Origin of the sequence: Caballeronia sp. dw_19 (assembly GCF_018449515.1) — a bacterium.
GTDB lineage: Bacteria > Pseudomonadota > Gammaproteobacteria > Burkholderiales > Burkholderiaceae > Caballeronia.
In genome coordinates this window covers 122,621-137,071 of the sequence record NZ_JAAVUQ010000018.1, presented here as the reverse complement: position 1 = coordinate 137,071, position 14,451 = coordinate 122,621, and the positions used below count along the sequence as shown (strand labels likewise).

Genomic DNA, 14,451 nt, shown 5'->3' with positions numbered 1-14,451 from the left:
CTGAGACATTCACGCTTATGAACCCGTCCAACCCCACCCATACAAACGACACAAACGACACCGCCACACCGCGTCTGCGCAGCCGCCGCTGGTTCGACGATCCCGCCGACCCCGGCATGACCGCGCTCTATCTCGAGCGCTACATGAACTACGGGATCACGCGCGAAGAGCTGCAGTCGGGCAAGCCGATCATCGGCATCGCGCAGACGGGTTCGGATCTCGCCCCCTGCAACCGTCATCACATCGAGCTTGCGAGCCGCGTACGCGACGGCATCCGCGACGCAGGCGGCATTCCGCTCGAATTCCCTGTGCATCCGATCCAGGAAACAGGCAAGCGCCCCACCGCCGCGCTCGATCGCAACCTCGCTTATCTCGGTCTCGTTGAAATCCTGCACGGGTATCCGATCGACGGCGTGGTCCTCACCACCGGCTGCGACAAGACCACGCCCGCGTGCCTGATGGCCGCCGCTACGGTCAACATTCCCGCCATTGTGCTGTCGGGCGGACCGATGCTCGACGGCTGGTATCACGGCAAGCTTGCCGGCTCCGGGACGGTGATCTGGGACGCTCGCAAGCGCTTGTCCGCAGGCGAGATCGACTACCCCGGTTTCATGGACATGGTGGCTTCTTCCGCGCCCTCGGTCGGGCATTGCAACACGATGGGCACGGCGCTCTCCATGAACTCGCTTGCTGAAGCGCTCGGCATGTCGCTGCCCGGTTGCGCGGCGATTCCCGGGCCGCATCGCGAGCGTGGATGGATGGCGTATGCAACTGGTAAGCGTATCGTCGGCATGGTGGCGGAGAATCTGCGTCCGTCGGACGTCATGACCAAGGGCGCATTCGAGAACGCCGTGGTCGCGGCGGCCGCGCTCGGCGCTTCATCGAATTGTCCGATTCACATGATCGCCATCGCGCGTCACATGGGTGTCGATCACACGCTGGAAGACTGGCAGCGGCTCGGTCCCGAGGTGCCATTATTGGTGGACTGCCAGCCCGCCGGACGCTTCCTCGGCGAAGCGTTTCATCGGGCCGGCGGCGTGCCGGCCGTGATGAAGGAACTGCTGGATGCGGGCAGGCTCAACGGCGCCGTGCGCACGGTGACGGGGCGCACGCTGGCCGAAGATCTCGCCGCTGTGCCCGCGCCCGATCGCGAGGTGATTCGTGCGTACGCGAACCCGTTGAAGGAGTCAGCCGGGTACGTCGTGCTGTCAGGCAACCTCTTCGACAGCGCCGTCATGAAGGTCAGCGTGATCGACGAGGCGTTCCGCAAGCGCTTCCTCGCCGACCCGGATCATCCCGATGTCTTCGAGGGTAAAGTGGTCGTGTTCGAAGGCCCTGAGGATTATCACGCGCGCATTGAAGACCCGGAAACCGGCGTCGATGAACGTTCGATTCTCGTGATCCGTAACTGCGGTCCAGTCGGCTTTCCGGGTGGCGCGGAAGTGGTCAACATGCAGCCGCCGGCGGCTCTGCTCAAACGCGGTATCGACACCCTGCCTACGCTCGGCGACGGCCGTCAGAGCGGTACGTCGGCGAGTCCGTCCATTCTCAATGTATCGCCGGAAGCGGCCGTTGGCGGCGGCCTTGCGTTGCTGGTTTCGGGCGACAGGATTCGCATCGACCTGAAGACGCGCAAGGTCGACCTGATGATCCCCGAGGCTGAACTTGCCGAACGCCGCGCGGCCTGGAAGCCGCCTGTGCTGAAGAACATGACACCGTGGGAAGAAATCTACCGGAGCATGGTCGGGCAGCAAGGCAGCGGCGCTTGCCTCGAACCGGCCACGCTGTACCTGAACATCGTCGAGACGCGCGGCGAATCGCGCCACAACCACTAAGGCGCACCGACGCCTGGCCATCATCCTTCTGGAAACCTTCTGGAGACAGACAACATGCCTCACGCTTACCTCCCCTCCGACCTTGACGACGCGCTGCTGATCGGCCGCGTCTGGCGGCCCGCGCCCATAGACGGGCCGTCGGTGATCGTCGTGCGGCGCGGCGAAGTATTCGATATCACATCGACGGTCGCCACCACCGCCGATCTCTTCGATCGCGACGATGCCGTAGAGATCGCGCGCCATGCACCGGGTGAATCGCTAGGCTCGGTCGATGCACTGATCAGCGCGTCGCTCGATTCATCCACCCATGCAATGCATTTGCTCGCACCGTGCGACGTGCAAGCGGTCAAGGCGTGCGGCGTGACGTTCGCGGTGAGCCTGCTCGAACGCGTGATCGAGGAACACGCGGGCGGCGATGCCAGCAAGGCGCAGGAAACCCGCTCGATGATCAACGAGTTGATCGGTGCGGATTTATCGAAGATAAAACCCGGCTCTGAAGCGGCGGAAAAACTGAAGGCCGAACTCGAGCGGCGCGGAGCGTGGTCGCAATACATGGAAGTCGGAATTGGTCCGGATGCCGAAGTATTTTCCAAATCGCAACCCATGTCCTCGGTTGGATTCGGTGCGGACGTGGGTTTGTATCCGACTTCAAAGTGGAACAATCCCGAGCCGGAAATCGTGCTGGCTGTCAACAGCGCGGGCACAATCGTGGGTGCGACGCTCGGCAACGACGTGAACCTGCGCGACATTGAAGGCCGCTCCGCTTTGCTGCTCGGCAAGGCTAAGGACAACAACGGTTCCTGTTCGATCGGTCCGTTCGTGCGTCTGTTTGACGGCGCGTTTACGCTCGATACCGTGCGCGAGGCGAGCGTGTCGCTGCGCATTGAAGGCGCGGACGATGGTTTTGTGCTGGACGGCATCAGCCACATGCGCGAGATCAGCCGCGATCCGGCCGATCTGGTTGCGCAGACGCATGGCGCGCATCACCAGTATCCGGACGGCTTCATGTTGTTTCTCGGCACGATGTTCTCGCCGATCAAGGACCGCGACACGCCCGGTGGCGGCTTCACGCATCATCTGGGCGACGTGGTGACGATCTCTACGCCATCGCTGGGCGCGATCGTGAACACCGTGCGTTTATCGACGGAAATTACGCCCTGGACGTTCGGGGTACGTGCGCTTTATAGCAACCTGGCGGCGCGCGGTGTGCTTGGAAACACGCGCACTTCCTGACGCTGAATCAACGATTGGATCGATACGGCGCATTCGTCCGGCGGGGCCGGGCGCCGCTCGACCACGTCCTTGCCCGGAAACGCTGCAAGGACGCATCCGTCATTCTTACTGATTGACGAGATCTTTGAACGCTTTACCGGCCGTGAACTTGACCGTCTTTGCAGCAGCGATCTGGATGGTGTCGCCCGTCTTCGGATTACGGCCCGTGCGCGCGGCGCGTGCGCCGGTGCTGAAGGTGCCGAAACCGACGAACTGAACGCTGTCGCCGCTGACAACGGCTTGCGTGACAGTAGAGATAAATGCATCGATAGCTTCCGCGGCTGCGGCTTTGCTCGTGCCGGTGGCGGACGCCACGGCGTCAACGAGTTCTTGCTTGTTCATTTCTGTTTTCTCAAAGATGGGTACAACGCACTGCCCATGCGAGTTGCATGGCGGAAGCGTCACCTTACCGGACGCGCACGCTAGAGGCAAATCCGTTTTCTTGCGAATTTGTTGCAGGTTTGGTTCTGGTTTGGTTCCGGTCCGGTCCTCATGGCCTCTGCGATTTCGCTCGACGGGCCGCACTATAGCGCGATAAATCGCGCTGTCATGGAATGCAAATTCGAATTCAATAGTTTGCAACGCACTGAAGCTGTGTAAGCATTCTTGCTGCCTTTAGCGTTGAAACGCGGCTAAAACTGCTTTATGTAGGCGGTTTTTGTGGCCTTCGTTCGCTCCCCTTCCTCCGCCAGTCCTTCGCGCACCACTCCCATGAGCAAGAAAAAGATCCTCCTGAACGCGTTCAACATGAACTGTGTCGGCCATATCAATCATGGCTTGTGGACGCATCCGCGTGACCAGTCACAAGATTACCGAAAGCTTTCATACTGGACAAATCTTGCAAAGTTGCTTGAACGCGGGTTGTTCGACGGACTTTTTATTGCGGATATTGTGGGGACGTATGACGTTTATCAGGCGTCGGTCGACCTGACGCTGAAGGAATCCATACAGTTACCCGTCAACGATCCCCTGATGCTGGTTTCCGCCATGGCGGCCGTCACGCAACATCTTGGTTTCGGCGTCACGGTGAACCTGACTTACGAAGCGCCTTATCTTCTGGCACGACGTTTCTCCACGCTCGATCATCTTACCGAGGGGCGGATCGGCTGGAACATCGTGACCGGTTATCTCGACAGCGCCGCGCGCGCGATGGGCCTCACCGAGCAGATTGCCCACGACGAACGCTACGACCGCGCCGACGAATACCTCGACGTCACGTACAAGCTCTGGGAAGGCAGTTGGGAAGACGATGCCGTCGTGCGTGACCGCAGCGCACGCGTGTTCGCCGATCCGCAAAAGATACACAAGGTCAATCATCATGGCCGCTACTACGACGTCGAGGGTTATCACTTGTCCGAGCCCTCGCCGCAGCGCACGCCTGTGTTGTTTCAGGCGGGTTCGTCGGGTCGGGGCCAGGCGTTCGCGATCCGTCATGCCGAGTGCGTATTCGTATCGAGCCAGAGCAAGGAAGGCACGCGCAAACTCGTCGATGCACTACGCAAGCAAGCAGCCGAGGCGGGCCGGGACCCTGCTGGTCTCAAGGTGTTCATGGGTATCACCGTCGTGGTGGGACGCACGACGGCCGAAGCCGAGGAGAAGTTCGCCGAGTACGCGAGCCATGCGAGCGCCGAAGCGGGACTGGCGCACTTTGCGGCGGGCAGCGGTATCGATTATTCGAAGATCGGTCTCGACGACGAACTCGAACCACCGGGCGGTCACAAAAGCCGCGGCATAGAGTCGTCGGTGCAGCGCGTGACGGACGGACAATCCGGCTGGACCGTACGGCGCCTGCTCGATCAGCTGAAACTCGGCGGGCGGTATACGACTATCGTCGGCGACCCGGTGCAAGTGGCTGACGCGCTGGAATCGTGGATGGACGAAGCTGGCGTCGACGGCTTTAATCTGACGCGTACGGTAACGCCCGAAAGTTACGAGGATTTTATCGACCTCGTGATTCCCGAGTTGCAGGCGCGCGGTGTTTACAAGACTGCTTACGCCGACGGAACCCTGCGCGAGAAGTTGTTCAACCGCGGCGCGAAGTTGCCGGACGAGCATACGGGTGCGTCGTTTCGCCGGGACCACGCGAAGTGAGGGCGGCGGCGTTGTCACGACAGCACCGCCCCTGTAGCAAACTCGGCAAGATAACCGTCGGGCCGGCTATAGGTGGTGTCCAAGCTTCGATCCAATCCTTAGGTATCCAATACAAACTACCGGGCTTCGCTCAGCCCGACTTCTGCAGAGAAGACAGTGCCGCCAGGCTCGCAACCGATCAAGTTCCACCTCGGTTTCATCACACTAATCCTCAGAAGCTTAGCGAATTTCGTGCTTTACACAGCGGTCACCCGGAGTATTGACTGAGGTATCCTCGACGCTCCAGCATCATGAGCACTCTCTTGAACACTCCAGGACACATCCCGTTGAATATCGTCGTGATCGGTGGCGGCTTCACCGGCGTCGCCTTCGTCATTCATGCCATTCGTGCCTGCCCGGTTGACGTCGACCTCGACTTCACCATTGTGGAACCGTCGACGGAACTCGGCCGGGGTATCGCCTATGGAACGTCGGACCCGCTGCATCGGATCAATGTACCGAGCGACCGGATGAGCCTGTTCGCCGGCGACTCCACGCACGCCACGCGCTGGCTCAAGGCACACGACCTGATCGATGCCGGCAGCAGCGACGGCCAGGGCAGCTACTACGTATCGCGCGCTCGATACGGAGAATACGTCGCCGCGACCTTGAACGACGTCGTGGCCGAGGCCGCCTCGCATGTGCGCGTGAAGCATCGGCGAGCGACCGCGACTGGGGTGCGCAAAATCGATTCAGGTTATACCGTCACGCTCGACGACGGTTCGCATCTGGATGCACATCGCGTTGCGCTGTGTTTTGGCCATACGCCTTCGAAACCACCGGGCGTCATCGACGAACAAGCGCTTCACGATCCCCGGCTGATCACGCAGCCGTGGGCAACGGACGCGTTGCGCGCGATCCCGCGGGACGCGTCCGTGCTGCTGGTCGGCACCGGCCTGACGATGGCGGACGTGGCCGTCACGTTGATCGAGCGCAAGCACACCGGACGCATCACGGCAATTTCGCGACGAGGTTTGCGCGCCCAGCCGCACGGACTTTTCTCCGATGCCGCCGATTTCCTCGGCAACGCCGCCCCACCCGCCAGCGCCCGTGAACTCGTGCGCAAGCTCAGACAAAGGATCGCGCGCGACGGGGCTCGCATCGGCTGGCAACCCGCCGCCGACGCCCTGCGTTTCGATCTTCCCCGGATCTGGAACGCGTTGCCTTCACGCGAACAGGCTCGGGTGGTCAAAAGGCTGCTGGCGTTCTGGGACGTGCATCGCTTTCGCATCGCGCCGCAAATTCATGCTGCTATAGAGCGGGCCATCGAGAGCGGTCAGATGAGCGTGACCACGGCGGGTATCGTGGGGATCAGACGCGTGGCGGAGCACTTGCGCGCCAGCCTGCGACTTCCGGGCGGCACGCATGAAGAGCATGATTTCGATGCGGTGGTTTTCTGCACGGGACCGGCACGCGATATCGACCGGAATCCGCTTGTGAAATCGCTGTTGGAGGGTGGGCTCGCGCGGCTGGATGCGGTGCGGATCGGACTCGATACCGATCTTCGGAGTCAACTCCGGAATGTGGACGGCGAGGTGTCGCCCGGCCTGCTGGCCTTTGGCCCGATGACGCGTGGAAGCTTCGGTGAAATGACCGGCGCACCCGACATCGCGCGGCATCTTGAACGGGTGCTCAAGGATGGCAGCCTGCTCGCGTATACATCGCGTTGAGGCGTGCGCGTAGCTGCATACGTCAACCCAAGACCGACGAAGAGAACCAGACGTGCTGGTAAGCAGCAACCGCGGTCTTGTCCGGTACACGCTCTGACGTAAGCCATGCCGACCTGACGGACCGTGCCGCGTGGGCGTCTGGCGGCTTCACGAACAAATCCGCAGTCGATGCCCCGCCGACGCAGGCAATGAACCACGCGTTCATCAGCGGTTCCACGTCAAAACCCGCGTCCGTTCGTGTGATCAGCAGGGTTAGTCCGACTTCATCGGACGGGCGCCAGGGGAAGATCAAGCGGCCTTTCGGACGCAGCGCCTGAAGCCACGAACGCGGCGGCGCCAGGACGCCTGCGTTCACATAAATCAGATCGGACGCCGGCAAAGGCAGCTTGGTCGCGTCGCCTTGCGTCACCGTTACGCCCTCGAACGCCCGCAAGTTCTTGCGCGCGGCCTCAGCCAGGCCCGGTTCGATTTCGAACGCCTCTACGTGGCCGCCGGGCAGCGCGAGCACGGAAAGAATGGCAGTGTAATAACCGGAACCAGCGCCGATATGGCACACCACGTCGCCCCGTTGCGGCGCAGCCAAACCGAGCCAGGCAGCGTGAAGGAACGGTTCGCCGTTGTTGATTCCCTTGGCTGCATCGAGCGCAACCAGGGCGTTCTGGTACAGATAAACAGGGTCCGCGCTGGGGGTGTCGAAGTACTCGTTGTCCACCATGATCTTCCACGGGCCGGGTGGCAGGAACGCCTCACGGGGCACGAGTTCGAAAACGCGCTCAAGCCTCGGATCGCCGGTCTTGCTCGCGGCCGCCATGAGCCTGGCGTAGGACTTCCTGGCTTCCGCGATATTCCCCTTTTGCTTACGAATCACAACAACCCCTTACCCTCGGATGATTGGGAAGCAGGGTTTCGCGGCCCTTCGGCGTTGCCGGCTTCACTGACGCCATCTATCGTGGCAATGCCTTCGGCTGACGTCAAGATGCTTGATGATGCGGTGCATGGACCCGCCACCCTGCGGTTAAGGCCGAGCTTCCGAAACTAGCCAGGATCAGGCGCGTTTTCGTCAAAGTCAGTGCTCAATTGAACACCCGTGCAAAAAACGGTCATCATCCAGCGACTGAACTCGAGCGCCGCATCCCTCGAATGGACTTTCTATAGTACGTATAGTTATTTTGATATCCTAAATGTATGCTGGATTTTCCGTCGAACACCGGGCCGATCCGGCAACACATCGTTTCCAAACCGTGTTCTGACTTCGCGATCCGCTCTCCCCACCCCTACGCCCATTTCAAGCCCTCGGACCTATGCACCTAGTCGAAACAGCGGCCTTGTTCCATCATGACGCGCCACGCCATACTCGCGGCAAATATGTCACGCCCCTGTGCGTCTGGTCGACAGCCGTTGGAGATGCACCAATCGGGGAAAACATCCGGGTCGATATACGCCTGAACCACGAGGATTCCCTGGCTAACCAAGCGTTCGCGCAAACGTTCAACCTGCTCCTTCCACTCCTGGTATGAACGCGGCAACGTATCGCCGTCGATCAGCATAGCGCGGCTCCTGTCGTAGTCTTCCCGCATATACCACGCAACGCCGAACACGCCGACCTGCGAATCCATGGTTTCCTTTTTAGAGAACTAGCGGGTGTGCAAGACCTTAGCTGCGGCCGCTATTGGACTATGTACAGACATCCGCAGGCAACGCCGCAAAACCCCGGCAGCGAGTAACCCGTCGCGAACCACCAGCCCGAAACGTGGAACGCGCCAGCCATGTCGATATCGGTATCGATATCGCACGTTTATCGAACCAGGGTTATCGCGTAGTACAGACTTCGACCGAACCTCATGTGCATCCTTGTCCGCAAGCTCTGGACGAACGAATCTCGAAGCAATTCAACGCCGCGGCCTGCTCGCGCAGGCAGAAGACCCACCGCCTGAACGAAGTCGTCCACGGCGTCCGTATTCGCGTCCTCTTCGAGCACGACGATTCGATGTTCACGCACTGTCCCGACGGCCTCCGGTCCCCCGGCGTTCCCGCTGAAGCACAGCGAGTTCGAAATGCCTCGCTCGCCTCCTGGAACGAGTAACAGGTCGGCTGCGTAGATACCGCCCCTCTCATCAGGACACGTCCCGGCAAACCGGGTCCGCCCGGGAAACATCGACGACAAATCTGCGAGCCATGGCGCTACCGCCTTGTCTCGCCTGCCGGCGATCAACAAGCGCGAGTTTGGGGTTTGCATCAGGGCAAGAATGAGCGCGGTTTGCCGGGCAACCCGAGCGGTACCGGTCATCGAAGCTTCGTCGCTGACGACAGCCAGCGCGAAGTCGCCGTCCGACACGTTCATCGCCGTCCGGGCACGCTGCCTTGCTGCCATCGAGACGTGACCGAGTCGTGGATCGGCTAAGACTTTCATCGGCGTCTGACTGGCGGTCCTGACTTCGCCGCGCGCATCGAAGGTAAGCAATGTCGCACGGGAAGCCAGCGAACGCCGGTCGCTCCATTCACTATCGACCGGACACTCAGTCGGGTTTTCGCCGCGTGTGTCCAACGCAAAGACAGATCCAGCGCCGAATCTGCGTCTAAGCGTGAATGCACATTCGGCGAATGCATCTGCATAGGTCTCGACGCCGACGAACACATAAAAATTTCCTGGAGCGGCCGCGGAGATGTCCGTTCCGACGCGCTGCATCATTGAGAGGAGATGAGACGACGTAACAGCAATGGCAGTCGGCGTCCCGCCGCTCGGTTCCGCTTCAATAAAGTCAACGCCCACGAAGATCTCAGCCCCCAAGCGGCGCCATAGCGGTATGGACCTATTCAGCGGCGCAACTATCTTGATGGGAATGTTCGAAATGGAACGAATGCCATTGATCGAGTCGAAGATAATATTTACCGACGCGAAATGGGTTCCTGGTATTAGAAAGACAATTGAGGAATGCAATTCCAACCATCTAAGTAGGAAGACGTGTTTAGTCCGCTGAACGGCTCTTCAAGCCTTTGTAGACCGCGCTCCACGGCACTTTTTTATGGCAAATTCATAGCATATTTAGTACCAATTTTATATACATTTTTTTCAATTATAGATAGGTCTTCTTAACCATTTCGGACAATACGTATCCCTTTTGAGACAGCTGATAAAGCGACATTTCATTGTTGGCTAGAATGATTTTAGGACACACAAACGAGAAAAAGATGAACTTAGAGGGCGCAAGATCCTGGTCGAACGCGAGACAGCTAGTCTCGATCGAGCAAGGAACCCGACGGCATGGACACGCGACCAAAAAGCGGATCGCGATCCTGGTCTACGAGAACTGCTCTTTCGTCGAGATCGGTTTGATTGTCGAGTCCTTTGACCTAGCCAACTCGGTCGCGTTAACGCCGTCGGGTCAGATGCCTCATTATTCGGTATCCTTATTGTCAAGCAAGGGCGGCCGGATTCAATGTTCAAACTCCATCAGCATGGAGACCAGTCCGGTGGAGGGCGCCTCGTCGTCCGGATACGACGCACTGTTCATTGCGGGGGGAGAAGGCGCGTCGATTGCTGCTGGCGATATCCGGACAAGAGAATGGCTCAGGCGCGTGTTCCAGACGGTCCGCGTCGTGCAGGCGGCGGGGAACGGTACGCTCCTGCTCAAAGGTGCGAACCTGCCCAATGCTCGCGGCATGATCATTCCTATACGGCCGGCAGGCCAGCTGCCCAGTCCAGCGCTGGGCAACGACCTGGTGATCGACGTCAACGCAGGTTCACCGGTTATCACTGCTCTGTCGCTTATTAAATCTGATTTCGACTATGAAACCGCCGAAGGCATCGCAGAGCGCCTGATGCCCTTCTCCGGCCGCTGGCTCGAGCCGCTCCTCGGGGACCTGCCCAACGCCAACGTCGCGTCGACCATTAAGGAGGCGACGCGCTGGATAGAAGAGCATTGTGCCCGACCCATCACGGTAGACGACATTGCCCAAAGCGTGTCGATGGGCGAACGTACATTTCTTCGGCATTTCAAGGCCGAAACTGGCATGCCGCCGTCCGAGTATTTGTTGCGCACCCGTCTCGACATTGCTTGCAGGTTGTTGATAACAACAACCTTGCCTATCGACAAAGTCGCGCGCCGCTGTGGAATGCGTAGTGGCACTCGGCTTGCGAAGATATTCAAGCGCCGCCTGGGAATTTCCGCGAGCGACTACCGCAATTGCGCACGCAAGGATTTCGGTAGTGGCTGAGCTCGGAAGGATAGGCCACGAAGCGTCGTTGGGTGTCGGCGCTGCTCGGTCCAGCGGCACTCACTCTCTGAGCGCAGTGATAATGCCGGCGTGATTGGCCACGCACGACGACGTCCTCTTATACCGCTCCGGAAGTGTGAACGAGAGTTCCATTCCTTCCAATCCATACGAAAATTGAATACGCAACATGAACCGGCTTGCCGAGCTGCCAAAGGCATCCTGTTCATGACCAGCACCACCTTCGTCATTTGCCATACCTCCAACAGCCGGCAGTGCCCCGATGACCATTTCGTCCTGCACCTTTGGCAGAAGAAGATGCCTTCCGGGTGCCAATGACAGCACAGGCCGCTGAAAAATCCAATGTCCGATTGCCGCAGCATTTAGGCAATATGACGATGGCACGGGAGGTTAAGGTATATATCGAAGCCCAATTCGGTCACGCACCCTCGACACCCTGCAGACGAGGGGCAAAACTCATTCAAGGCGATGCTAAAAGTTACGAAAGCGGTTTTTCCCGTTGCGGGTCTCGGTACCCGATTCCTCCCCGCGACCAAGGCCAGCCCGAAGGAAATGCTGCCTGTTGTCGACAAACCGCTGATCCAGTACGCGGTCGAAGAGGCCATGGCGGCCGGCATCACGGAAATGATCTTTGTGACGGGCCGCAGCAAGCGCGCGATCGAGGATCACTTCGACAAGTCGTATGAGATCGAAGCCGAACTGGAAGCGCGCGGCAAGCAAAAGCTGCTCGATCTCGTGCGCAGCATCAAACCAAGCCACGTGGATTGTTTCTACGTGCGCCAGGCCGAAGCGCTCGGTCTGGGCCACGCCGTGCTGTGCGCGGAAAAGATGGTGGGCGACAACCCGTTTGCCGTGATTCTCGCGGACGACTTGTTGTACGGCACACCACCGGTGATGACGCAGATGATCGAAGTGTTCGATCACTATCACAGCTCGGTGATCGGCGTGGAGGAGATCCCCGCTCAGGATTCCAAGTCGTATGGTGTGATCGACGGGAAAGAGTGGGAAGACAATATCTTCAAGCTGTCGGGCATTGTGGAAAAGCCGGAACCTGAAGTTGCGCCTTCAAATCTGGGCGTGGTTGGGCGGTACGTGCTGAAACCGCGCATCTTCGACCACATCCGTGCATTGAAGCCGGGCGCCGGCGGCGAGCTGCAACTGACGGACGCTATTCAGTCGCTGCTCGCTGACGAACAAGTGCTCGCGCACAAGTATCACGGCACCCGTTTCGATTGTGGCAGCAAGCTGGGCTACCTAAAGGCGACGGTGGAATTCGCGCTGCGCCATCCGGAAGTGGCTAAGGATTTCAACGCCTATTTATCGGCGTTCATGTCGGCTTTGCATGTTTGATTAGTTGGCGGCTTCCTCGCAGAAAATGCCTTGTCAGGAGGGTCAGAAAATATGAATATGCCGCTGCCACGCCGCGGCCCAACAGCTTCAATGCCCGCGTCTCATCGTTCTCATCAGTTCGGCGAGGAACGTGGACGCTTCGATTTCCTCTTTCTGCGCCCGCCACAGTAGCGCGCCCGCAGATGCAATGGCTTCCCAGTCGCTATCGCCGACAATGCCGTGCGTGCGAGCAAGAACGCTCGCCAATGAAACAACCGTTTCCGACGGACGTTGGCCGTAGGCCGGGTTTTCGGCCATCTTCTTGAACAGCGTCAATATCAGCAAACTATCCATCTCGTTGCTCCAGGTCAGTTGCAGATTGGACACCGGATACTTGCGATCACGACGCAGCTCAGATCGGTTCGCTTCCGGGGCTACTTATCTTCGGTGTACTTCGCTTTTTCTCAGAATGCGTGCGCAAGGAAGCGTTCGGGGCAAGGATTTTCGTGCCTTCTCGGACCAGCGCCTCACCAAGCACCAGGCGTGGATTTACAAGCAGTGCACCAGGAGAATGCGTTTGGCGAGGGGTAGCATTTGGAGGTCGACAATGCTCCGCATCATCGCGCGCATCTACGTTCCGATGACCGCCGCCTGGCGCGAAGACTTTTAGATTTCTATTCCGACTCGAGCTGTCCGCGATGAGCTGCGCGGTACTCACTCGGCGTGAGCGACATGCGACGCCGGAAGATACGCGAAAGCCGTTCTCCACTCCCTAAGCCGCAGCGACGCGCGATTTTATCGACCGGTAGCGTCGTCTTTTTGAGGAGGTGACAAGTGATCTCGAAACGCGCATTCAACAAATACTCTGACGGCGTCACCCCTGTCTCGACCTTGAAACGGCGGAGAAAGTTGCGCTCGCTCATCCCCGCGACCTCCGCGGCCTGCGCAATCGAAATAGAACGCTTGCAGTTCTCGCGAAGCCATTGCCCGGCTTTCTGCACTCGGTGCGTCGCATCGATCTCGTCAGATGGGTCCGTTTCCAAGTGGGGGAAATCCAGATTCGGTGACGTCACATGACGAGTAATCCGCCGCGCAATTTCAATGCTCAGATTTTCCGGAATCAGCGACAGCGCTGCAGCGAGCGGACTGCTTATGTCGCGACGCGCAAACCGGTTACCCTCTTGCGCCGCGATGGAGTGGCGTTGATATTGGGTGCCGGAACTGCTTACGCCAAACGAAGAGTGACGGCGGTATCCCGTGGCCTCGACCAATCTGGATGCGTGATGGTTCCATTCCACGATGCTTGCATTCGACAGCAACTTGCGAAGCGGTCCCATCATTGAAGAATCGGTTAGTGCAATGTCGCGCTCGGTTCCCAGCATGATGAAGACACCATCGAAGCGGAGACCTAAATGCTCATCGATGGCATCGGTGCGTATGCCTACCGATGAAGAATCCTTTACATAACCGCCTCGGGCGGAAAGCAAAACAACTGACGACCCGATCCCTACCGGACGCTCGGCTTGCTTCGCCAGGTTGGCTTGCTGACATACCTCGGCTACGAGACCGACGTCTAGAAGAGAGAAACCGTCGGACAAGACAATGGCTATCTGGCCGTTCCGGCCGGGTGAGTCGTTCAGTCTGATTTGAGCCACCGTACCCCGGAAAAGGGATGGCTCCGTTTGAGTGTGCATGACTGCTCTCAATGGCGGTTGATAGGTTTTCTTATTTGTTGCAGCGCATGATACATTTCTGAAAAAGCAATAATTACGCGTGGCGCAAATGGACAACGTTTTGTCGGAGTCGGTTTTACTTATAGTTAAGTGAATTTCATACGAAATCTCATATATTTTCTTTTGTTCTCAACGCGTTATGACACTTTTTTATGTCATTTCAATTCATTTATCATATGAATACTCGACGTCATTATTACAACAATTACATTCACAAATTACTTTTAGGCGCATATGCTTGGCGGAATT

12 protein-coding genes are annotated in these 14,451 nt (G+C 58.8%); 6 read left to right on the top strand and 6 right to left on the bottom strand.

All coding sequences use genetic code 11. The features are described 5' to 3' along the window. Positions 1-17: 17 nt before the first annotated feature. A complete protein-coding gene (locus tag HB376_RS23210; protein ID WP_213766004.1) occupies positions 18-1,835 on the top strand; it encodes an IlvD/Edd family dehydratase in 1,818 nt (605 codons plus the stop codon). 54 nt (positions 1,836-1,889) lie between these two features. Continuing rightward, positions 1,890-3,068, top strand: a complete 1,179-nt coding sequence (locus tag HB376_RS23205; protein WP_213766003.1) for a fumarylacetoacetate hydrolase family protein — start codon at positions 1,890-1,892, stop codon at positions 3,066-3,068. A gap of 105 nt (positions 3,069-3,173) precedes the next feature. On the opposite strand, the gene HB376_RS23200 is transcribed toward HB376_RS23205, so the two are convergent. Further along, positions 3,174-3,512 carry an HU family DNA-binding protein gene (locus tag HB376_RS23200; RefSeq protein ID WP_301952118.1) on the bottom strand — a complete coding sequence of 113 codons (339 nt, stop codon included), beginning with the start codon at positions 3,510-3,512 and terminating at the stop codon, positions 3,174-3,176. A gap of 306 nt (positions 3,513-3,818) precedes the next feature. On the opposite strand from HB376_RS23200, the gene HB376_RS23195 reads away from it, so the two are divergent. Both HB376_RS23195 and HB376_RS23190 read left to right on the top strand, forming a co-directional pair. Beyond that, positions 3,819-5,198 (top strand): LLM class flavin-dependent oxidoreductase, encoded by a 1,380-nt coding sequence (locus tag HB376_RS23195; protein ID WP_213766002.1) that lies wholly within the window; start codon positions 3,819-3,821, stop codon positions 5,196-5,198. Positions 5,199-5,488: 290 nt separating this feature from the next. Further along, positions 5,489-6,907: an FAD/NAD(P)-binding protein gene (locus tag HB376_RS23190; RefSeq protein ID WP_213766001.1), complete on the top strand. Its 1,419-nt coding sequence runs from the start codon at positions 5,489-5,491 to the stop codon at positions 6,905-6,907. A 22-nt stretch (positions 6,908-6,929) separates the two neighbouring features. On the opposite strand, the gene HB376_RS23185 is transcribed toward HB376_RS23190, so the two are convergent. The 3 genes from HB376_RS23185 to HB376_RS23175 all read right to left on the bottom strand — a co-directional run bounded on the left by HB376_RS23185 (position 6,930) and on the right by HB376_RS23175 (position 9,677). Beyond that, a complete protein-coding gene (locus HB376_RS23185; RefSeq protein WP_213766000.1) occupies positions 6,930-7,775 on the bottom strand; it encodes a protein-L-isoaspartate O-methyltransferase in 846 nt (281 codons plus the stop codon). Positions 7,776-8,214: 439 nt separating this feature from the next. Continuing rightward, entirely contained in the window at positions 8,215-8,523 is a 309-nt protein-coding gene (locus HB376_RS23180) for a hypothetical protein (protein WP_213765999.1), read from the bottom strand. Positions 8,524-8,702: 179 nt separating this feature from the next. Further along, positions 8,703-9,677, bottom strand: coding sequence for a hypothetical protein (locus tag HB376_RS23175; RefSeq protein WP_213765998.1), 975 nt, complete (start codon positions 9,675-9,677; stop codon positions 8,703-8,705). Positions 9,678-10,096: 419 nt separating this feature from the next. On the opposite strand from HB376_RS23175, the gene HB376_RS23170 reads away from it, so the two are divergent. Next, entirely contained in the window at positions 10,097-11,122 is a 1,026-nt protein-coding gene (locus HB376_RS23170) for a helix-turn-helix domain-containing protein (protein WP_213765997.1), read from the top strand. Between the two features lie 486 nt (positions 11,123-11,608). Next, positions 11,609-12,490, top strand: coding sequence for a UTP--glucose-1-phosphate uridylyltransferase GalU (gene galU, locus HB376_RS23165; protein WP_213765996.1), 882 nt, complete (start codon positions 11,609-11,611; stop codon positions 12,488-12,490). Between the two features lie 87 nt (positions 12,491-12,577). Here the strand turns inward: galU and HB376_RS23160 are convergent, their stop codons facing one another. Both HB376_RS23160 and HB376_RS23155 read right to left on the bottom strand, forming a co-directional pair. After that, complete coding sequence (locus HB376_RS23160; RefSeq protein WP_213765995.1) at positions 12,578-12,823, bottom strand: hypothetical protein; 246 nt, start codon at positions 12,821-12,823, stop codon at positions 12,578-12,580. A gap of 320 nt (positions 12,824-13,143) precedes the next feature. After that, complete coding sequence (locus HB376_RS23155; RefSeq protein ID WP_213765994.1) at positions 13,144-14,259, bottom strand: helix-turn-helix domain-containing protein; 1,116 nt, start codon at positions 14,257-14,259, stop codon at positions 13,144-13,146. Between the last annotated feature and the right edge of the window lie 192 nt (positions 14,260-14,451).

Bases quoted from the DNA above. Each gene is read 5' to 3' on its own strand.
- HB376_RS23210 (WP_213766004.1), top strand. From the start codon at position 18: ATGAACCCGTCCAACCCCACCCATACAAACGACACAAACGACACCGCC.
- HB376_RS23205 (WP_213766003.1), top strand. From the start codon at position 1,890: ATGCCTCACGCTTACCTCCCCTCCGACCTTGACGACGCGCTGCTGATC.
- HB376_RS23195 (WP_213766002.1), top strand. From the start codon at position 3,819: ATGAGCAAGAAAAAGATCCTCCTGAACGCGTTCAACATGAACTGTGTC.
- HB376_RS23190 (WP_213766001.1), top strand. From the start codon at position 5,489: ATGAGCACTCTCTTGAACACTCCAGGACACATCCCGTTGAATATCGTC.
- HB376_RS23180 (WP_213765999.1), bottom strand. From the start codon at position 8,523: ATGGATTCGCAGGTCGGCGTGTTCGGCGTTGCGTGGTATATGCGGGAA.
- HB376_RS23170 (WP_213765997.1), top strand. From the start codon at position 10,097: ATGAACTTAGAGGGCGCAAGATCCTGGTCGAACGCGAGACAGCTAGTC.
- galU (WP_213765996.1), top strand. From the start codon at position 11,609: ATGCTAAAAGTTACGAAAGCGGTTTTTCCCGTTGCGGGTCTCGGTACC.
- HB376_RS23160 (WP_213765995.1), bottom strand. From the start codon at position 12,823: ATGGATAGTTTGCTGATATTGACGCTGTTCAAGAAGATGGCCGAAAAC.